Origin of the sequence: Agrobacterium sp. CCNWLW32 (assembly GCF_037083425.1) — a bacterium.
GTDB classification, from domain to species: domain Bacteria; phylum Pseudomonadota; class Alphaproteobacteria; order Rhizobiales; family Rhizobiaceae; genus Agrobacterium; species Agrobacterium radiobacter.
Genome location: NZ_JBAOJM010000001.1, coordinates 350,956 through 370,866, shown reverse-complemented (window position 1 = coordinate 370,866; position 19,911 = coordinate 350,956). Strand labels below are relative to the sequence as shown.

At 58.4% G+C, this 19,911-nt stretch carries 17 protein-coding genes; 9 read left to right on the top strand and 8 right to left on the bottom strand.

Annotation, left to right across the window (positions count from 1 at the left end; translation table 11 throughout):
• Positions 1-17 precede the first annotated feature (17 nt).
• A complete protein-coding gene (locus V6R85_RS02035; protein ID WP_111834518.1) occupies positions 18-1,958 on the bottom strand; it encodes an EAL domain-containing protein in 1,941 nt (646 codons plus the stop codon).
• 112 nt (positions 1,959-2,070) lie between these two features.
• Positions 2,071-3,258, bottom strand: coding sequence for a GGDEF domain-containing protein (locus V6R85_RS02030; protein WP_003502105.1), 1,188 nt, complete (start codon positions 3,256-3,258; stop codon positions 2,071-2,073).
• Between the two features lie 339 nt (positions 3,259-3,597).
• Between V6R85_RS02030 and V6R85_RS02025 the strand changes: the two genes are divergently transcribed.
• Positions 3,598-4,524 (top strand): Gfo/Idh/MocA family protein, encoded by a 927-nt coding sequence (locus V6R85_RS02025; protein ID WP_003502104.1) that lies wholly within the window; start codon positions 3,598-3,600, stop codon positions 4,522-4,524.
• 31 nt (positions 4,525-4,555) lie between these two features.
• On the opposite strand, the gene V6R85_RS02020 is transcribed toward V6R85_RS02025, so the two are convergent.
• The 3 genes from V6R85_RS02020 to V6R85_RS02010 all read right to left on the bottom strand — a co-directional run bounded on the left by V6R85_RS02020 (position 4,556) and on the right by V6R85_RS02010 (position 7,749).
• The gene (locus tag V6R85_RS02020; RefSeq protein WP_111834517.1) at positions 4,556-5,584 is read right to left on the bottom strand and encodes a sensor domain-containing diguanylate cyclase; all 1,029 of its coding nucleotides are present in this window, start codon (positions 5,582-5,584) and stop codon (positions 4,556-4,558) included.
• Positions 5,585-5,780: 196 nt separating this feature from the next.
• Positions 5,781-6,230, bottom strand: coding sequence for a DNA polymerase III subunit chi (locus V6R85_RS02015; protein ID WP_003502102.1), 450 nt, complete (start codon positions 6,228-6,230; stop codon positions 5,781-5,783).
• A 25-nt stretch (positions 6,231-6,255) separates the two neighbouring features.
• Positions 6,256-7,749, bottom strand: coding sequence for a leucyl aminopeptidase (locus tag V6R85_RS02010; RefSeq protein ID WP_111834516.1), 1,494 nt, complete (start codon positions 7,747-7,749; stop codon positions 6,256-6,258).
• Positions 7,750-8,047: 298 nt separating this feature from the next.
• Between V6R85_RS02010 and V6R85_RS02005 the strand changes: the two genes are divergently transcribed.
• The 8 genes from V6R85_RS02005 (at position 8,048) to V6R85_RS01970 (ending at position 16,976) form a co-directional block, all read left to right on the top strand.
• The gene (locus V6R85_RS02005) at positions 8,048-9,217 is read left to right on the top strand and encodes an LptF/LptG family permease (protein ID WP_003502098.1); all 1,170 of its coding nucleotides are present in this window, start codon (positions 8,048-8,050) and stop codon (positions 9,215-9,217) included.
• Positions 9,214-10,302 carry an LPS export ABC transporter permease LptG gene (gene lptG, locus V6R85_RS02000; RefSeq protein WP_111792517.1) on the top strand — a complete coding sequence of 363 codons (1,089 nt, stop codon included), beginning with the start codon at positions 9,214-9,216 and terminating at the stop codon, positions 10,300-10,302. The genes V6R85_RS02005 and lptG overlap by 4 nt, the downstream gene beginning before the upstream one ends.
• Positions 10,303-12,684, top strand: a complete 2,382-nt coding sequence (locus tag V6R85_RS01995; RefSeq protein ID WP_003502095.1) for an LPS-assembly protein LptD — start codon at positions 10,303-10,305, stop codon at positions 12,682-12,684.
• Positions 12,685-12,981: 297 nt separating this feature from the next.
• On the top strand, positions 12,982-13,929 hold the full coding sequence (locus tag V6R85_RS01990) for a SurA N-terminal domain-containing protein (RefSeq protein ID WP_003502094.1): 948 nt from the start codon (positions 12,982-12,984) through the stop codon (positions 13,927-13,929).
• 26 nt (positions 13,930-13,955) lie between these two features.
• Complete coding sequence (pdxA, locus tag V6R85_RS01985; RefSeq protein WP_107675450.1) at positions 13,956-14,978, top strand: 4-hydroxythreonine-4-phosphate dehydrogenase PdxA; 1,023 nt, start codon at positions 13,956-13,958, stop codon at positions 14,976-14,978.
• The gene (gene rsmA / locus V6R85_RS01980; protein ID WP_003502092.1) at positions 14,978-15,808 is read left to right on the top strand and encodes a 16S rRNA (adenine(1518)-N(6)/adenine(1519)-N(6))-dimethyltransferase RsmA; all 831 of its coding nucleotides are present in this window, start codon (positions 14,978-14,980) and stop codon (positions 15,806-15,808) included. The genes pdxA and rsmA overlap by 1 nt, the downstream gene beginning before the upstream one ends.
• 354 nt (positions 15,809-16,162) lie before the next feature.
• Positions 16,163-16,597, top strand: a complete 435-nt coding sequence (locus V6R85_RS01975; RefSeq protein WP_236761714.1) for a hypothetical protein — start codon at positions 16,163-16,165, stop codon at positions 16,595-16,597.
• 7 nt (positions 16,598-16,604) lie between these two features.
• Positions 16,605-16,976, top strand: coding sequence for a hypothetical protein (locus V6R85_RS01970; protein ID WP_111834278.1), 372 nt, complete (start codon positions 16,605-16,607; stop codon positions 16,974-16,976).
• An 86-nt stretch (positions 16,977-17,062) separates the two neighbouring features.
• On the opposite strand, the gene gmk is transcribed toward V6R85_RS01970, so the two are convergent.
• The 3 genes from gmk to mltG all read right to left on the bottom strand — a co-directional run bounded on the left by gmk (position 17,063) and on the right by mltG (position 19,906).
• Positions 17,063-17,725 carry a guanylate kinase gene (gmk, locus tag V6R85_RS01965; RefSeq protein WP_003502089.1) on the bottom strand — a complete coding sequence of 221 codons (663 nt, stop codon included), beginning with the start codon at positions 17,723-17,725 and terminating at the stop codon, positions 17,063-17,065.
• A gap of 5 nt (positions 17,726-17,730) precedes the next feature.
• Positions 17,731-18,618 (bottom strand): YicC/YloC family endoribonuclease, encoded by an 888-nt coding sequence (locus V6R85_RS01960; protein ID WP_020810362.1) that lies wholly within the window; start codon positions 18,616-18,618, stop codon positions 17,731-17,733.
• Positions 18,619-18,685: 67 nt separating this feature from the next.
• Entirely contained in the window at positions 18,686-19,906 is a 1,221-nt protein-coding gene (gene mltG / locus V6R85_RS01955) for an endolytic transglycosylase MltG (RefSeq protein WP_003502086.1), read from the bottom strand.
• Positions 19,907-19,911: the final 5 nt, after the last annotated feature.

Sequence of the window (19,911 nt, the reverse complement as noted above, 5' to 3'; positions counted from 1 at the left end):
CGATCGGTCTCCACGCGTCAGGCGCACGCCCTGCGAGGCTGCAGCCGGGCGAGCGGCACGGCGGGGGAGTAAAGATAACCCTGTCCGAAGCGTATGCCCATCTGCATGAGAAGCCGGCTCTGCTCCTCCGTTTCGATGCCTTCCGTTACCAGCTTTGCGCCGTAGCGCTCGGCGCTCTCGAAAGCGAGTGCGATGGCCTCCCTGAACCGCGATTGGTCGAGCCTCGACGTCATCCAGTGATCGATCTTGACCTCTTCGAAAGGGAACCGCGCCAGCAAAGTAAGCGCGGCATAACCGGTGCCGAAATCATCGAGCGCCAGCCGGACGCCTGCGGCGACCAGCGCATCGAAATTCTGCTGCACGACATCAGTGGTCGGTATCCTGCTCATCTCCGTCACTTCGATCGAGAGGCGATGCGTCGGCACTGCCATTTCGCGTAGAAGCGTCACGACCCGGTCTCCGAAACGCGCAGTCGCAAAAGACGACGCGGAAATATTCACGGCCAGATGAAAATCCGCGTCAAGGCCGTGCAGGTCACGAAGGTCGCGCACGACGGCTTCGATCGTCGACCATTCGAATTCCACCAGCAGCCGATGGCGTTCGGCGATCTCCAGTACATAATAAGGCGAAAGCGCCTGTCCGTGTGCATCGACCGCGCGCAGCAGCGCTTCAGCGCCGATCATGCGGCGATCACGCATTTCGAATTTCGGCTGATAACAAATGGGCGGTCTGCCGGATTTAACCCAGTTGACCAGCATCTGCCGCACCGCCTCGTCCCGTGTCGCTTTCTCGGCAAAGGAGAAAGGGAAAATCTGCACCGGATGATCGCTTCCCTTCAGCGCCAGACTGAGGTGCCTGAGGAAGGAGGCGACATTTTTCCGGGAAAGCTGGTCCAGATTTGCCGCACCGATTTTGAGATGCGGAACCGGCCCCGCCTCCGCCGAGCGGCAAAACGTGCTCAACCCATCATGCAGATGCATCATGAGTTTCGCACTTTCCGACTTCTCCAGCGAAACCCCCTGCATGACGACCGCAAGTGTCGTATCGCCGAACATGAAGCTGCAGGGCGTGCTGGACCTGCACAGCAGACCGTCTTCGGTATCGCAGATTTCCCGCGCCAGCCTGGGCCAGAAAAGATCGCTCCAGTCCTCGCCCTCGCAGGCGGCGACATCGGCAATATTGATGATTTCGATGAGAATGAGAGCATGCGGAACGGCCGGCTCCTGCCGCATCGTTGTTTCTATGTGGTCTTTGAGGGCGCGCCTGTTGGGCAGGCCGGTCAATGAATCGGTCCGCGCCGCAACGTCGCGCTTCTTTGCCTCGTCCCGCGCCCGCGCCTCGCTGCGCAGAAGGATGAACAGGCAGACGATCATCGGCAGACCGACGGCGACCGCGCCGAGGGTTCGGCGGCCGACTGCACTCAAAAACAGCGCCTGATCGACCAGACCAAGCGCGAATGAGGCCGCGATGGCAAGCAGCACGGCAATGAACCTGACCGCAAAGACGGTGAGGATATCCCGAATTCCAAGGTCGGCGAGACGGCGCTTGCGCATCCAGCCATACATGATGATGCCGCAGGCCGAAATGACGACCATGTCCTGCAGGGCCGCAAAAAACAGCACGGGACCACCGAACACAAAACGCCCGGCCGCCACGAGGAAGAGGCTGATCAGTCCGCCCTGCCAGGAGCCGAGCACCCCGGCGAGAAACAGCAGGTCGGAGCGGATATAAGGTTTGGAAGGCAGCTTGATGAATTCGGAAACCAGCAGCGTCAGCAGAAAGCCCGTCATTCCGAACACGATGCCATAATAGATTTTATAGCGGGGGTCCTCGAGGGCGATATTTCGCCGCAGGAGGATCAACACGGACACCATGCCAACGACGGCGGCCGCCTGAAGCAGGAGGAATGGAAGTTCGGCAGCGGATGCTGCCGCTTGTGAGGCGATCAATTCCATCATCTGCATTCCCCGGTTATTATGTGTTCTGGGGCCGGATTTCCGGCACATGGCCTTCACAGATCCCGCTTCGCGCAGGACACAACTTATAACACATCGCCTAGCCTTCAGTGGCCTATGCCGACATTGCGGCTTCGACGCCGTAAAGTTCCGCTGGCCCGACAATCGTTCCCATATGCCCCGAGGCCAGCACCAGCCGATCGCGGCCCTGGCGCTTCGCCTCGTAAAGCGCCATGTCGGCCCGGTTGACCATCTCGTATATGATCTCCCTGCCGTCACCGGAAACCGCAATGCCGAGGCTGACGGTGACGATTTCCCGCCCGTCGGGGCGGTTGAGATGGGGTATGGCCTCGTCGATCACAGCCAATCTCAGTCTTTCACCGATGGCGAGTGCAGCGGAAACAACGCAATTGTCGAGCAGAACCACAAATTCCTCGCCACCATAACGCGCGACGAAACTTCTGTCGCCATCGTCCCTGCGCAGGGCGCTGCGCAGCCTGCCGGCGATCCTGCGCAGGCAATCATCGCCGGCCACATGGCCTTCTGAGTCATTGTAGTTCTTGAAATAATCGACATCGAGAAGGATGAGCGCCCGCGGCCTGCCGTTGCCGCCCGAAGCCTCGTTCGCCGCCTCGTCAAAGCTGCGGCGATTGCGGATGCCGGTGAGCTGGTCGGTATTGGAAAGCTGCTGAAGCTCGTGATTTGCGTTTTGAATCCGCTGCAGCAACGTCTTCTCGCGCAGCGACGCCAGATAGTCCCGTCTTTCCACCTGCTCGATACGATAGGCCGCAAACAGTGAGACGGCGCTGATTCCGACGGAACACATGATCGCGGGGAGCTTGGCCACCTCGCTCGTCACGGTGACATATTCCATGCCGATGATGAAAACCGCCATGCAGCCGACCGTGCCCATGACCGCAAGCGGAAACGGTTTGCGATGTATCGTATTCATATAGAGGACGACGGTGACGATCCCCATGTAATATTCGCTGGCCGATGACGTCTGCGCATTGGCATAGATGAACATGATCGAGGCGACGACCATCATGCAGCCCAGCCCGTGAAGCACCTCATGCACCACCGCATCCGGCCGCACACTGATCGCATAATAGCGCGCGGGAAAATAAAGAAACAGAAGCGGCGTGATGATAAACAGGCGGACTGTAAGATCCAGCCAGATGATCTCCGGCACCAGACTTATGTCCACAAGCACGTAGAGATTGTAGAGGGTGACGCCGAAAATCAATCCATATGTATTGAATTGCCGGCTGTTTTCGTTGACTTTCTGAACGAAGCCAGACAAACGGTCATCTCTAAGTAAAACCAACACACACCTGCTATTCAGAAAATCTATTCAAGTGAAATATAAAATTACCGCTAACATCAATGGAATATACCTGAAAAAATCAACATTAAAACCGCTGACTGATAAAAAAATAACACTAAAAACTCAAAAATAATATTTTTTAATCTCAAATATTACACAACAAAAGAATGCCCATACCGAAAAATTGTTATGAAGTTACAACTTGAAAAAAGACGCGCCGGGCGGAAACGATCACCTTGCTCCTTCGAGCGTTTCTGCTAAAAACTTGTAAAAATCACACTTTATCCCATGCAGCACTCACACGGGTTCCACTTCATGTCAGCCACCAAGCTTGCCATCGTCGGCGTCGGCAAAATCGTTCGTGACCAGCATCTTCCCGCCATCGCAGGTAATCCGGATTTTGAATTGATCTGCACCGCGAGCCGTCATGGCACGGTGGACGGCGTCGCTTCCTATGGCACCATCGAGGCCATGCTGGAGGCTGTGCCTGCTATCGATGCGGTATCGCTGTGCATGCCGCCGCAATATCGTTACGAGGCCGCCTATGCGGCGCTGAATGCCGGCAAGCACGTCTTCCTCGAAAAGCCGCCCGGCGCCACTCTTTCGGAAGTGCAGGATCTCGTGCGGCTTGCGGATTCAAAGGGCCTGTCGCTGTTTGCAAGCTGGCATTCGCGTTATGCGCCGGCGGTCGAGGCTGCGAAGGCGTTTCTGGCCTCGACGAAGATCGACAGCGTTCATGTCATCTGGAAAGAGGATGTGCGCCACTGGCATCCCAACCAGGCCTGGATCTGGCAGGCGGGCGGTCTCGGCGTGTTCGATCCCGGCATCAACGCGCTTTCGATCATCACACATATCCTGCCGCACGCGCTGTTCCTGACCAAGGCGACGCTCGAATTCCCGGAAAACCGCGACGCGCCGATCGCCGCCGACCTGCATTTTTCCGACGTGACGCAAACGCCCGTCCATGCGGAATTCGACTGGCGCCAGACCGGCAAGCAGAGCTGGGATATCGTCGCCGAGACGGCAGCGGGACGAATGGTGCTTTCGGAGGGGGGCGCGAAGCTCTCGATCAACGGCGAAGAAAAACTGTCCGAGCCGGAGCGGGAATATCCGGCCCTTTACGAGCGTTTCTCCGAGATCATCAAGGCAGGCCGCTCCGACGTCGATCTCGCGCCACTGACCCACGTGGCCGATGCCTTCCTGCTCGGCCGCCACAAATTCGTGGATTCCTTCTACGACTGAGAAGCGGAAACGCTTCCCGAAGGACAATGCCTTAGAGGGCGCGGCTGACGAAACGGTCGCGCCCTGATTTTTTGGCCTGATACAGCGCTTCGTCGACGCTCTGCAGCAGCGTCGCGCGGTCTGCTCCCGCCTGCGGGGCCAGTGCGCCGCCTATGCTGAGGCGGGCGCCCACCTCGTTCCCATCGACATCAAAAGGTTTGCGGAAGGCGGCAAGCAACTGGTCCGCCAATCCGTTCAGCACCTCGGAGGCGCTCGGCCGGGGCATGAAAATCGCGAATTCGTCGCCGCCCATACGCACGACGATATCCTCGCTGCGGACCGTTTTGCGAATGCGCCCCGCAGCTTCGGTCAGAACTCGGTCTCCCGCCGGGTGGCCGAACGTATCGTTGATGGTCTTGAAACCATCAAGATCGAGATAGAGGACACCGAAGGCCTCATCTGCACCGAGGGCCGCGCCGAGCTGGCTATCGACGATCGCCTCCAGAGCCTTGCGATTATAAAAACCGGTCAGCGGATCGGTCATCGCCGCGTCGCGCAGCTCGCGTTCGGCAAGACTCATGGTGAAATTGGCTTTCTGGAGCCGCAGAAGCGCGGCGGCCAACAATGCAAAACGTCTTAAGCTGTCGATTTCCGTACGAGAGAATTTCCGCGGTACCGTATCGACCAGGCAGAAGGCGCCAACGACGAGGCCCGGCTCCAGCTCGATCGGCGCACCGGCATAGGAACGCAACCCGGGACCGCCCTTTACATAGGGCATGAAACGGAAATCCGGATGCTCGGTCAGATCGGAGATGATCACCACATCCCTCTTGGTGATGACGCGGCTGCAGATCGACAGGTCACGCGAGCATTCTGAAAGCTCCATACCCGCCTGTTCCGCGATATGAAGCCAATCCTCGTCAACGATGTGGACGGCCGCCCGTGGCACGCCGAAAACGCCCTGCCCCAATTGCGACAGCACTTTCAGTTCCGGCATGTCGGCATTCTTGAAGGACATGATCGACCGCACCGCGACCAGACGCTCCATTTCCCCGTCCGGTCGTGAAATTGCCTGCCCCATGCTCATGTCCCTCTGCTGTTTCGTCCGCGGCACCCGCCTTTGACCGGATGAAAAGACCACACCATGAAAGCCGCGTCTGTTTCGCGGCTTTCCTTTCGGCGCATAATGCAAAAACCGGCAATTGACGCCACATGCGAAATTTTGCCGGTCTGTTTGCGTATGGAACCAATCGTGGGGTTACAAACCTGCTGTGCGATCAGGCCTTCTTCTGCCAGCGGCCTTCAGGCGACTGCTGCCAGTAAGTCAGAGAATGCCCCTCTGTTTTCAGCCTCTTCCAGTGATTTCGCGCCATTTCAAGCTGGTAGGCATCGTATCCGTCGAACATGAACACGATACGCTCATAGGCTTCCACCGCTGGCGGCTCTGCGCCATCAACGACAAAGCGGACACTCGCCGCGTTGGCATTTTCGTCCGACGCCGTCAGGAGAATCGGCTGACTTTGCGGTGCGGGCGAAGTATCGGTGGCGTGCGGCAGGAAGCTGTCGTCACGAAAGGTCCACAGATGTGTGTCGAGGAAATCGCGGCGCTCCTCACCCGCCGTCTGGATCGCGACCTTCCAGCCGCGCTCCAGCGATTTCTCGAGCAAAGGCGGCAACGCGTCCTCCAGCTTCGATTCCGTCAGATGGTAGAACAGAATTTCAGTCATCCGCAGACGTGCCGCCCCACTCGTTTCAATCTTCGTAATGGGCGCGAACGAGTTCGTTCAGCAGCCTGACGCCGTAGCCCGAGCCCCAGGACTGATTGATCTCAGTCAGTGGCGAACCCATTGCGGTGCCGGCGATATCGAGATGCGCCCAGGATGTTTCACCCACAAAACGCTTGAGGAACTGCGCGGCGGTGACGGAACCCGCCAGACGGCCCGAGCTGTTCTTCATGTCGGCGAATTTGGAATCGATGATCTTGTCGTAATCCTTGCCGAGCGGCATGCGCCACAGTTTTTCGGCTGTCACGTCGCCCGCCTGCGCAAGACGCGCTGAAAGCTCGTCATCATTGGAGAAAAGGCCGGCCTGCAGATTGCCGAGCGCAACCGTGATGGCGCCCGTCAGCGTCGCGAGGTTCACCATGAATTTCGGGTTGAAGCGGTCCTTGGTGTACCAGAGCGCATCGGCCAGAACCAGCCGGCCTTCGGCATCGGTATTGATGATCTCGATGGTCTGGCCAGACATGGAGGTGACGATATCGCCCGGACGCTGGGCATTGCCGTCAGGCATGTTCTCGACAAGGCCGATGACGCCGATCACGTTTGCCTTGGCCTTGCGGGCTGCGAGCACATGCATCAGGCCGGTGACGGCAGCAGCGCCGCCCATGTCACCCTTCATATCCTCCATATTGAGGCCGGGCTTCAGCGAAATGCCGCCAGTATCGAAAACGACACCCTTGCCGACAAAGGCAATCGGCTCGTCTTTCTTGTTGCCGCCGTTCCACTGCATCACCGCAAGCCGTGGCGGACGCGCTGAACCCTGCGCGACGCCGAGAAGCGCATTCATGCCAAGCTTCTTCAGCTCTTTCTCGCCGAGAACTTCCACCTCGACGCCGAGTTTGCGTAGTTCCTCCGCCTTTTCAGCGAATTCAACCGGGCCGAGAGCGTTCGGCGGGAGATTGACGAGATCGCGCGCCAGAGTAACGCCGCCCGCAACTGCCTCCGACACGGCAAAGGCCTTTTCCGCTTCCTGATACGCAGCCGTGACGATGACGATACCGACCTTCTTCGGCGTCTTTTCGTCATCGGACTTTTTCTTGGTCTTGTAAGCATCGAAGCTGTAAGCGCGCAGCAGAACGCCAAGCGCGAAATCCGCAGCCGCCTGCCCGCCTGCCTCTACGCCCGGCGCATCGAGATAGATGACGACCTTGTCCGCCTTCTTGAAATTGGCGGCGGCGGTGCCGCCGGCGCGCAGCCAGTCATGGGCGATCAGCTTCGACGGCTTGCCCAGGCCGATGACGAGCAGCCGGTCGGCGGTGGAACCCTGCGGCGCGATCACGTCGAGCGTCGTCATGGATTTTGCGGAAAAGCCCGAGATCTTCGCCGCCCTCTCGATCACGCCGCCCGGGTCGGCCTCGGAAGCACCGGCGACGGCCTGCGCCTCACCCGAGGCCTGCAGCACAACGGCCAGGGCATTTTCCAGCGAGGCGGAATTGGCGAAAGAAATATCGAATTTAGCGGACATGTTTTCCTGCTCTTCTTGGACGACTTGCACGATGCGCATGATCATGGCCTTTTCGGCCCGGGGCGCAACCCCGCATTCTTTAAAGGCCTACGGTCGTTAAAGGAAAGGCATTTTTGTGGAATGCGAAATCACGTCATGAAACCGACAGCTTGTTCCACAAAAAGACACAGGCGACGGAAAAATCGTCGCGCAAAACATATTTGTGAGCATGCCGGAATAGCCAATTGCAAACGATGCGATTAGATAAGCGGAAATTCGGCGAGCGATCGCACGAAAAAACAATGTCGAACAGGGCCGTATGAAGCTTCTTGAGAACTATATCCTGCGGCGGACAACGCAGATGTTTCTGGTCGCGCTGCTGCCGGTGCTGGCCATCATCTGGACCATCCAGGTTCTCCAGAGAATCAATCTCGTGACCGATACGGGCCAGTCGATGGGTTCCTTCATGGCGCTCGCGACGATGATCCTGCCGACGCTCATTCCCGTCGTGCTGCCTTTCGCGCTTGTCATCGGCATCACCCAGATCTTCACGACGATGAACAATGATTCCGAGCTTGCCATTATCGATGCGGCTGGATCGCCGCGTTCGGTGATGTATCGCCCGGTTCTCATTCTGGCCGCCGTTCTGAGCGCCCTTTCCTTCACCATCACCAATTTCATCGAGCCGCCGGCCCGCAGCTCCGCCCGGCAGATGGTGGCCGCCGCCTATGCCGACCTTCTGTCTTCGGTGATAGAGGAAAAGACCTTCCGCACCATTCAGGATGGTCTCTATGTGCAGATTGCGCAGCGGCAGGGCCGTATTCTCAAGGGCCTGTTCGTCGCCGACCGCCGCGATCCGAATTTCGACCTCATCTATTATGCCAAGGAAGGCATGATCGACGAAAGCGGCACCTCGCTGACCATGCGCGACGGCGAAGTGCAGCAGAAGACGCCCGACGGCAAGGTCTCGATCGTCAAGTTCCTGTCCTACGCCTTCGACCTTTCGACCATGTCGGAAAAGCAGGATTCGGAGCCGTCGCTCTCTCCCGGCGATGCCAGCCTCGGTTTCCTTCTCTCGCCTGACGAGAACAATGCGAGCTACAAGCGCTCACCGGAGAATTTCCGCAGCGAGTTACACAAGCGCCTGTCGGACTGGATGTTCGCCTTTTCCTTCGCGCTGATTTCACTGGTCATCGCCGCTGACGCCCGTTCGCATCGCGAGGCCCGCATGCATCCGATGGTCGCCGCACTGGTGACGGCCTTCATACTGCGGTGGCTTGGTTTTTATGTCACCAATCAGATCAAGCAGAGCGCGGCCTTCATTCCGCTGGTCTATGCCGTGCCGGGCCTTAGCGGCGCCGCTGCCGCCTTCATTCTGCTGACCGGCCGCAAGCCGAAAATGCCGAAAGTCATCGCCGATGCGATGGGTCGTCTGCGCCGTCTCTTCTCCAGCCGGATGGCGAAAAGCTCTGGGAGCGGCAACGCATGATTTTCAACACGCTCTCCCGGTATTTCCTGAAACGATATCTGATCACCGCCATCTGGTTCGTGCTCGGCGTATCCTCGATCATTTACCTTGCCGATTTCAGCGAGACGGCACGACGCATGTCCGGCCTGCCCGGCTATTCCGTTCCGGCCGCCCTTGGCCTGACGGCGCTTCGCCTGCCGCTGATCCTGCAGCAGACCATTCCCTTCATCGCCCTCTTCGTCGGCATGACGACGCTGATCTCGCTCAACCGGCGCTACGAGCTGGTGGTGACGCGCGCTGCCGGCATTTCCGCCTGGCAATTCATCCTTCCCTTCGTGCTCGGCGCGGTTTTCATCGGCATCCTGTCCGTCATCATTCTGAACCCCATCGCGGCATGGGGCCAGAACAAGTCGCTGGCGATGGAAGCCGGTCTGCGCAATGAGGCAGGCGGCGGCCGCCAGCAGGAGATCATTCCGTGGATGCGCCAGACAAGTGGTGGCCAGGATACGATCATCGGCGCCAAGAGCTTCGAGGACAACGGAACGATGCTTCTCGATGTGGTTCTGATCCACCTCGACAAGGACGGAAACATCGTCTCCCGGCAGGATGCGAAGTCGGCTAAATTGGAAGATGGTTACTGGCTTCTTAACGGCGTTTCGGAAACACGCGCAGGACATGTGCCAGTTCGGCAAGAGAGCACGCGGATCAGTACCAATCTGAGACGGGAATTCGTCCAGGAGCGCATGACGCAGACGGAAACCGTTGCTTTCTTTGACCTTTCTCACAAGATCGAAGTTGCAAAGTCCTTTGGACTATCTTCAAAGGCGCTTGAGACGCAGTATCATTTCCTGCTATCGACGCCCCTGCTTCTGGTTGCGATGACCTTGATCGCCGCGACCGTTTCATTAAAGTTCAGCCGCTTCGCCCAGTCGCGCTCCGTGATTCTGGGTGGAATCGTTTCCGGCTTCGTGCTTTATGTAGTAACCGTGCTCGTAAGGGCATTCGGGAGTGGTGGTGTTGTCCCTCCCACCGTCGCGGTCTGGGTTCCAGTCGTCGTGGCGTTGGCTTTGGGGGCAACCATTCTGCTTCATCAGGAGGACGGCTAAGTGGCGGTATATGACCGCGGGAATATCAGGCGGCTTTGGACGGCCCTTCTGACAGGTGCCGCTGTGTGCGCGTATTTGGCATCCAGCCCGGTCGCTTTCGGCCAGGATGGTTTGCTTGCGTCGGCAAGCCAAGACGATTCGAAACTCCTGCTTACAGCAAATGAACTGACCTATAATCGCGATTCCCAGCGCGTCATCGCGAAGGGCGTCGTTCGCATGAAATATTCGGGCTACCGCATGGTGGCCCAGCAAGTGGAATATAACCAGCAGACCGGCCGCGTGATTGCCCATGGCAACATCGAGCTGATCGAGCCGGGCGGCAACAAGATCTATGCCGACGAGATGGACGTCACCGACGATTTCGGTCAGGGCTTCGTTAATGCCCTGCGCGTCGAGACCACGGACAATACCCGTATCGCGGGTGAAAGTGCCGAGCGTCTCGAAGGCGACCTGATGGTCCTCAACAACGGCGTCTACACCGCGTGTCTGCCCTGCGCCGAGCGGCCCGAAAAGGCGCCTCTGTGGCAGGTCAAGGCGGAACGCGTCGTTCAGGACGGCAAGACCCATACGATCCGGCTGGAAAAGGCCCGTCTGCAGCTTTTCGGCCATTCGATCGCCTATCTGCCGTTCCTCACGGTTCCGGACAATACAGTGAAGCGCAAATCGGGCTTCCTGTTCCCGCAGATGAGCATTACCGACAATCTCGGTTTCGGCATCGGCGTCCCCTATTTCCACGTTCTGTCCGACACCTCGGACGTGACCGTCACGCCGACCTATTACACGACGCAGGGTCTGCTGCTGCAGGCGGAACTGCGCCAGCGCTTCGAAACCGGTATGCATACGGTCACGATCGCCGGCATCAGCCAGCAGAAGTCCGATACCTTCACGGCCGGCACCAGCGATGCGCTCAACGACAATCGTGGCATGATCGCAAGCAAGGGTGATTTCTCGATCAACCCGCGCTGGGCGTTCGGCTGGGATGCCATGGTGCAGACCGACAATAACTTTTCGCGCACCTATGGGCTGAAGGGTTATAAAAACGACGTTCAGACCAACCAGATCTACCTGACCGGCGCGAGCGAGCGTAACAGCTTCGAAGCCCGTGGTTATTATTTCAACGTTCAGGACACGGACAATACCGAATCCAAGGAACGCAAGCAGGCCATCGTCCATCCGGTTGTCGACTATCGTTATTTCGTGCCGGATCCGATCTATGGCGGCGAGCTTTCGCTGACCACCAACCTGACGAGCATCACGCGCTTGAAGCAGGATGCCTACGCGCTTGGCGGTTATCCGCGCTTCAGCGGGCTTGAAGGCGACTATACGCGCCTTTCCACCGAAGCCGAGTGGAAACGCACCTTCACGATGGACAGCGGCCTGCAGATCACGCCGATCCTCGCTGCACGCGGTGACGCGCTCTGGACGGATATGTCTCCCGCGGCCTTCACCTCGGGCGGCACCTCCTATGCCTATGAGGGCATGATGAATGACGGTGCGGCTTTCCGCGGCATGGTCACCGGCGGCCTGGAAGTGCGTTATCCCTGGCTGTTCACGGCACTCAACAGCAGCCATGTGATTGAACCCATTGCGCAGATTTTCGTGCGCCCGAACGAACAATATGCCGGCCGCCTTCCGAACGAGGACGCACAGGCATTCGTATTCGACGCGACCAATCTGTTCGAACGCGACAAATTCTCCGGCTTCGACCGCATCGAAGGCGGCACGCGCGCCAACATCGGCTTCCGCTATAACGGTACCTTCGACAACGGCTACGGCGTTCGCGCCATTGCCGGCCAGTCCTTCCATCTGGCGGGCGACAACTCTTTCGCCTCCTACGATCTCGTCAATGCAGGCGCCAATTCCGGCCTCGAATCCGACCGTTCGGATTACGTCGCCATGGCTGCTTTCGATGCGCCGATCGGTCTTTCTCTGTCTTCCAGCCTGCGTCTCGACAAGGACGATCTCGACATCAACCGGTCGGAAACCGGCATCAGCTATTCGGATCGCCGCCTCACCGGCAAGCTCAGCTATACGCAGGTCAAGGCGCAGCCGAAATATGGCTATAACGAAGACCGCGATATCATTCAGGCCTCCGGCACACTGCGTATGGACGACAACTGGTCGCTGTTTGGCTCGATCAACTACGATCTGAACGGAAAATTTGCTGCCGAGCGCCGTATCGGCATTGCCTATCAGGATGAATGCACGATCTTGACGGTCAGCTATTCCGACGAAGGCAATATCAATTCCAGCCGCCAGGCCGCCAATGACTGGTCGATCAATGCCCGTCTGGCCTTCCGGACGCTCGGCGATATCAGCATCGGTTCAGCAAACGATGACTGGAACGACATGGATATCGGCTGGAAGCCAAACAACTACTGAGTTTAGAGGCAGGTTACGCAGCATCGTGGCCTGCCTTTTTACCATTTGGCCAGTAAAGCCACGGTTTCGCCGCAACAACACGCCAATGTCGGCCGCGCATGGAACCTATCGGGTTTTCTTTCAACAAACCGACACATTGCCGTCTTGCGGATCGCGATGATATATACGTGGCAAATTTGCGGTGTGGATGCACAGGTGCAGGCCTGAAGAGCGGGAGAGTTCGATGATCCCCTCATCAGACAAAACAGATTGGCGGGACAGGGCAACAGGACCCTGCCCGACGAAAGGGAGAAGGATATGATGAATTTCGGAAAGACGGCTTTGCGTGGCGCTGCTTTTGCCTTTGCGATATTCGCCGTTCCCATGGCCATTGTGCCCTATGCCGGCCAGGCCTTCGCCGACAGCACAGTCAAGATTGTCGTCAACAAGACACCCATCACCAATGACGATATCGCCAAGCGCGTCGCCTTCCTGAAGCTGCAGCGCCAGTCCGGTAATCTCAATGAAAAAGCGCGTGAGCAGCTTGTCGATGAGGCGCTGAAGCGCGAGGAAATCGGCCGCGTGAAAATGTCGGTCAGCACCGACGATGTCGATGCGGCCTTCGCACGCTTTGCCGGCAACAACAAGATGACCCCGCAGCAACTGACGAAGGTGCTGTCGCAGGCGGGTGTCGGCGCCGACCATTTCAAGTCCTTCATCGCCATTCAGATGAGCTGGCCACGTCTTGTCAACGCCCGTTATGGCGCCCGCGGCAAGATGTCGACGCAGGATCTCGTGACCCGCCTGAAGGAACGCGGCGACAAGCCCGTCACCACGGAATATTTCCTGCAGCAGGTCATCTTCGTCATCCCGGAATCGAAGCGTAATGCCATTACCGGCAAGCGCAAGGCTGAGGCTGAAGCCTCGCGCAAGCGTTACCCCGGCTGCGACCAGGCCATGAGCTTTGCCGCGACCATGCGCGACGTGGCGATCAAGGACCTCGGCCGCATTCTGGCCCCCGAACTTCCGGAAGACTGGAAAGCTTTGGTGGAAAAGACCAAGGAAGGCGGCACCACCGGAACGCGCGTGACCGAAAAGGGCGTCGAATATCTGGCCATCTGCAAGCAGCGTCAGGTTTCCGACGACTATGCGGCGGAAATGGTGTTCAAGTCCGAAGACCTGATGAAGGCCAAGGACGGCGAAAACCCGAACGAAAAGAAATATATGGATGAGCTGCGCAAGAAGGCGCAGATCGTCAACACCTGATATTGATACAAGAGCCGGGTCTTTCCGTGACATATGCATCCCTGCCGCTTGCCCTGACACAGGGAGATCCAGCCGGTATCGGCCCCGACATCGCCATCACCGCCTGGGCAAAGCGCCGGGAGAGCGGCGTGCCGCCCTTCATCTTCATCGGCGACCCCGATGTGGTGGCGAGCCGTGCAGCGCTGATCGGCATTCCGGTCAATATCGAGACCTGCGATGCGGAGAATGCCGTCGGCCTGTTCGAACGCGCTTTCCCCATCCTCCCGCTTCCTGTCGGCTTCGAAGTGCAGGCCGGCCAGCCGCATGTCGGCGCGGCCCATGCCACGATCAAGGCCATCGAGACCGCCGTTTCCCTGACGGTCGAGGGCAAAGCTGCGGCCGTTGTCACCAATCCGATCGCGAAATCGGTGCTTTACGAGGCGGGCTTCGGCTTCCCCGGTCATACGGAGTTTCTGGCCGATCTCGCCTTGCGCCAGACCGGCGAACAGGTGACGCCTGTCATGATGATTGCCGGGCCCAAGGTCCGTGTCGTCCCGGTGACGATCCACATCCCCGTGAAAGACGTGCCGGCAGCCCTGACGGAAGAACTGATCGTCACGACCTGCCGGATCATCGATGCCGATCTCCGGCAAAAATTCGGCATCGAGGCGCCGCGTCTGGCGGTTGCCGGCCTCAACCCACATGCGGGTGAAGATGGCGCACTCGGCACCGAGGATCGCGATATCGTTCACCCGGCGACCATGCGGTTGCGGAAGGACGGGATCGATGCCTTCGGCCCCCTGCCCGCCGACACCATGTTCCACGATGCTGCCCGCAAGCGGTATGACGTGGCGGTGTGCATGTATCATGATCAGGCGCTGATCCCCGCCAAGGCGCTCGGCTTTGACGATTCCGTCAATGTCACGCTTGGGCTACCCTTCATCCGCACCTCGCCGGACCATGGCACTGCCTTCGGCATTGCAGGCCAGGGCATTGCCAATGAAGCGAGCCTTGTCGCGGCACTGAAGATGGCGGCGGAAATTTCCACCCGCAGCCGGGTTGGCGCATAATGGCGGCCATCGACGGACTGCCACCACTGCGCGATGTCATCCAGCGCCACGGGCTCGACGCGAAAAAATCGCTCGGTCAGAACTTCCTGTTCGACCTCAACCTCACCCAGAAGATTGCCAGAACGGCAGGGCCGCTCGACGGCGTAACGGTGATCGAGGTCGGTCCCGGTCCCGGCGGCCTCACCCGCGCCATTCTCTCGCTCGGGGCGAAAAAGGTCATCGCCGTCGAACGCGACAGCCGCTGCCTGCCGGCGCTGGCGGAAATCGAGGCGCATTATCCCGGACGGCTCGAGGTCATCGAGGGCGACGCCCTCCAGACCGATTTCGAGGCTCTGGTTCCCGTCGGCGAACCGGTGCGCATCATCGCCAACCTGCCCTACAATGTCGGCACGCAATTGCTGGTCAACTGGCTTTTGCCGAAACAATGGCCACCCTTCTGGCTTTCCATGACACTGATGTTCCAGAAGGAAGTCGGCCAGCGCATCGTGGCTGAAGAAGGCGACAATCATTATGGGCGTCTGGGCGTTCTCGCCGGCTGGCGCACGGTCGCGGAAATGGCCTTCGACGTCCCGCCACAGGCCTTCAGCCCGCCGCCAAAAGTGACCTCCACCGTCGTGCACCTGCTGCCGAAGGACAAGCCATTGCCCTGCGATGTTGCCAAGCTTGAAAAGGTCACGGAAGCCGCCTTCGGCCAGCGCCGCAAGATGCTGCGTCAGAGCGTGAAAAGCCTTGGCGGTGAAACCCTGCTGGAAAAAGCGGGCATCGATCCCACACGACGAGCGGAAACGCTGTCGGTGGATGAATTCGTGACGTTGGCGAACTGCCTCTAAGGCTGGACCAGACACGAAAGCTTGACGACACGGGTTCCCTTCAGGTCCGCGACAGAACTTGATCTGTGGCGCAACCTATAAATAATTTCCGATGATGAATTTTCGACGATCACGCGCCACGGGAAACCGGTGGCACGGCCACCTCTGCTAACGTGGCTGATTCGGAAGAAACCTTATGAAAAGCGCTGCCTATTTGGGAAATTTTCCGCTTTTCACCTTGAATGACATGATCCAGACCACAATCACCAAGCCCGATCACAACCGGTGCTTGACTCCAAACACACAACTGTAAATTATATATCCATTCCTATTGTACATTTTCCACTTCACAGTTTCAAATATCAGGGGGATCGCGTGAAGATAAGTTATGTTTTGGCCATCTCGCTATTCACGCTTTCCTCATGTGTTAGCGTGACACCTACTTTCGATGAAGCGCTGATGAAGCACATTGAGGCGCTAAACAACGATATCGATAAGATTGATGCCGCAGTATCTGCTGTTTACGAAGATAAAACACCGTTCTCCAAGGTCGAAGGCATATACGTCGACGCAGTATCAAATGTACGTTCGGCAATTTATATTGCCGAAGGCCGCGCAACTTACCTTCGAAACCACGTTTCCGGTAGACCCGCCCAGATTATTCACAAAGCACTGCTGATCTGCCAGGAAGCGCTGATGACACAGTTGGCTGCTCATCGAAAAGCACCCTTTAACGTTGAGACCGCGTCCACATTCGCCACGAAGGAAGCCTGTAGCGTTCCGAAGTTGTTTGAAGCCCGGTTGAAGTGAGGTTCACATGGCAAAGTCACTAGATCTGGATAAATTTGAACCGAAAGATGCGTCGGAACTCTATAAGGGCATTCTGCAGCAGGTTTCAGCGGTTCTCATTTCGCACTTCAATGAAGTCAAAAATGAAATTGCCGTTCATATTAAGTCGATTGCGCAAAAGGCATGGCTAACGCAGGCAGGCCTCAAGAGCGGTACGATTTCCAGAGAGCACGCGGATATGGCCATGCACACACAGGAACTGGCCCTCAGCAGCGTGCTGCTTTATTCTGAGTTCCTCGTTTACGACACCGTCCAGACAGTTCTGAACGCGGTTTTTGGTGTGATCGGTGCTGCAATCAGAAACCTGACGGGCTTCGATCTTGCTTTTGGGCGCAGCTAACTGGAACAGGCCTAACAAATTATCCCATACTGCCCGGGCGATGGGTTCTTCCCATCCCGGCGGATGAGTTAGCTTACCGGAAGCGCTTAAAGCTTCGGTTCTTCCTCAAGCAGCGCCCGCACGAAATCGAACATGCCGTGGCGGCGGTCACGGCGGACGCGTTCGGCCTTCACGATTGCTTCGACAGCCTCGAAGGCGGCCTGCAGGTCGTCATTGAGGATGACATAGTCATAATCGCGCCAGTGCTCGATTTCGGCACGGGAATTGAGGAGCCGGGTCTTGATGACCTCTTCGGTGTCTTCGGCGCGGCGATGCAGGCGCGATTGAAGTTCGGTCATGGTCGGCGGCAGGATGAAGATCGAAACGACGTCGGCTTTCATCTTGTCCTGCAGCTGCTCGGCGCCCTGCCAGTCGATATCGAACAGCATATCGCGACCGGCGGCCATGGCATCTTCCACCGGCCCGCGCGGCGTGCCGTAGAAATTGCCGTGAACTTCCGCCCATTCCAGCAGCGCATCGCTGTCCCGCAGACGCTCGAAATCGCGCTTGGAAATGAAATGGTAGTGGATACCGTCAATCTCGCTCTGGCGGCGCGGGCGCGTCGTAACGCTGACGGACAGGCCGATATTCTTGTCCTTGTCGAGCAGGTTGCGGGCAATCGTGGATTTGCCCGCGCCTGATGGCGAAGAAATCACCAGCATCAGCCCTCGGCGGGCAATCGTGACGGGAGAATTATTCACCGGGACCATGGGGTCTACTCCAGATTTTGGACCTGTTCGCGAAACTGGTCGATCACCACTTTCAGCTCTATGCCTGCTGCGGTTACCGCACTCGCATTCGATTTGGAACAGATTGTATTCGACTCGCGGTTAAATTCCTGTGCAAGAAAATCGAGCTTGCGCCCTACCGGCCCGCCATTGGTCAGCAGTTCCCGGGAAGCCTGAACATGGGCGTGCAACCGGTCGATCTCTTCGCGCAAATCCGCCTTGGTGGCAATCAGCGCCGCCTCGGCATGCAGGCGGTCGCGGTCGAGCCCGTGCAGGCCATCGCCGATGAGCGAGATCTGCTGGGCAAGTCTTGCCGCGATCTGTTCCGGCTGACGGGACGGATCATTCTCGATGATGTCCACAAGCTGCTCTATGCGGTTGATATGGCCGGACAGGATGGCGAACAGCGACGCCCCTTCCCGCTCGCGCATGTCCTTCAGCTTCTCGACGGCAACCGCAAAACCGGCCAGCACATCGCTATTACGTGTGGCCTGCGCTTCAGCATCGTCTTCCGCCTCGCGAAAATCGACGAGACCCCGCAGTGTAAGCAACGTATCGAAGCTCAGCGGCTTGTCTTCAACGACATCACCAAGCTCCTTCTTAAGTGCCAGAACCGCAGCGAGCGCATCGCGGTTGATCACGGCCTCAAGCCGGTTTTCCGCAATGGCGAGCGTAAGCCCAGCCTGAATATTGCCGCGGGAAAGATGCTCGCCCGCGATTTCCCGCAAGGCGGTTTCCAGCGCTTCAAGACCGGTCGGCAGACGCAGGCGTACATCGAGCCCCTTGCCGTTCACGGACCGCAATTCCCACGCCCAGCGGTAACGGCCGGAGGTTCCTTCGCTGCGCGCAAAGCCGGTCATCGATTGCAATGTCATATCTGGAAGCCCCCCGTCATGCCGTACAAAACCGGGCCCTGTGGATCACAGGGCCCGGTCGAGATTATCAGTTGTTGGCGGGTTTTTCCGCCTCGGCCCCGCCCGGCTGGCCATCCACGACAACATCGGGATTGGCGCCGGAAGCAGCCTTCTCAGCCTCGATCTTGCGCCAGCGGCGCACATTGGCGTTGTGCTCTTCCAGCGTCTTGGCAAAGACGTGGCCGCCGGTGCCATCGGCAACGAAATAAAGGTCATCCGTGCGCCAGGGATTGGCAACGGCCTCAAGCGCCGCCCGGCCCGGATTGGCGATCGGAGACGGCGGCAGGCCCTTGATGACATAGGTGTTGAACGGCGTCTGCTTCTGCAGGTCAGACTGGTAGATCGGGCGATCGGACGGTTTGCCATCGCCACCGAACAGACCGTAGATGATCGTCGGGTCGGATTGCAGGCGCATGCCCTTCTTCAGACGGTTGTAGAAAACGGAAGCAACATGGGCGCGCTCGTCATCCTTGCCGGTTTCCTTCTCGACGATCGAGGCAAGCGTCACAAATTCCTCGATGGTCTTGATCGGCAGGTCAGGATCGCGCCGCTCCCAGATCATGTCGATCAGCTTGTCCTGCGCCGCACTCATCTGGTTGATGATTTCTTCGCGCTTGGTGCCGCGGGTAAAGCGATAGGTATCGGGGCGCAAGCTGCCTTCCGGCGGCAGGGCCGAGGGCAATTCGCCGTCCAGCACTTCGTCTGCTCCAAGGCGCGCGAACATCTGCTTCACGGTCAGGCCTTCCGGCAGCGACACGGAATAAAGGATCGACTTGCCGGACTCCAGCAACATCATGATGTCCTTCATCGACGCGCCGGCCTTGATCTCGTATTCGCCAGCCTTCAGCGTCTGGTCCTTTTGCAGGTAGCTGCCGGTCATCAGGCGGAAGACGCGGGCGTTGGAGACGACGTCGTTGCGCTCGAGATTATTGGCGATCTCGATGATGCCGGCACCATTGCGCACCGTGAAATGGGTGTTCGTCTGAAGCGGACCGGGCTCCTGGAACGCATTGATCATGTAATAGAAAGCGGCAATGGCCAGCACACAGACCGCGACTGCAAGCGTCATCAGAAAATTCAGAAAGATTACAAGCTGGCCATGGGCCTTACGGGAGCGCTTGGGCGGTGCCGGTACTTTTTCCGGCCGCAAGGCTTCCGTCGGGGATTTCGGAATGATCGGGCCGCGATTGCCTTCGCCCGCGCCGTTCTGTCCGTATGGTCCCTGGCTGTTCTGGTTCGTGTCGCTCACCGTCG

Bases quoted from the DNA above. Each gene is read 5' to 3' on its own strand.
- V6R85_RS02005 (WP_003502098.1), top strand. From the start codon at position 8,048: ATGAAGCTTCTTGAGAACTATATCCTGCGGCGGACAACGCAGATGTTT.
- gmk (WP_003502089.1), bottom strand. From the start codon at position 17,725: ATGGTCCCGGTGAATAATTCTCCCGTCACGATTGCCCGCCGAGGGCTG.
- V6R85_RS02035 (WP_111834518.1), bottom strand. From the start codon at position 1,958: ATGATGGAATTGATCGCCTCACAAGCGGCAGCATCCGCTGCCGAACTT.
- V6R85_RS01970 (WP_111834278.1), top strand. From the start codon at position 16,605: ATGGCAAAGTCACTAGATCTGGATAAATTTGAACCGAAAGATGCGTCG.
- lptG (WP_111792517.1), top strand. From the start codon at position 9,214: ATGATTTTCAACACGCTCTCCCGGTATTTCCTGAAACGATATCTGATC.
- V6R85_RS02015 (WP_003502102.1), bottom strand. From the start codon at position 6,230: ATGACTGAAATTCTGTTCTACCATCTGACGGAATCGAAGCTGGAGGAC.
- V6R85_RS01960 (WP_020810362.1), bottom strand. From the start codon at position 18,618: ATGACATTGCAATCGATGACCGGCTTTGCGCGCAGCGAAGGAACCTCC.
- V6R85_RS02010 (WP_111834516.1), bottom strand. From the start codon at position 7,749: ATGTCCGCTAAATTCGATATTTCTTTCGCCAATTCCGCCTCGCTGGAA.
- rsmA (WP_003502092.1), top strand. From the start codon at position 14,978: ATGGCGGCCATCGACGGACTGCCACCACTGCGCGATGTCATCCAGCGC.
- V6R85_RS02025 (WP_003502104.1), top strand. From the start codon at position 3,598: ATGTCAGCCACCAAGCTTGCCATCGTCGGCGTCGGCAAAATCGTTCGT.
- V6R85_RS01990 (WP_003502094.1), top strand. From the start codon at position 12,982: ATGATGAATTTCGGAAAGACGGCTTTGCGTGGCGCTGCTTTTGCCTTT.
- V6R85_RS02020 (WP_111834517.1), bottom strand. From the start codon at position 5,584: ATGGGGCAGGCAATTTCACGACCGGACGGGGAAATGGAGCGTCTGGTC.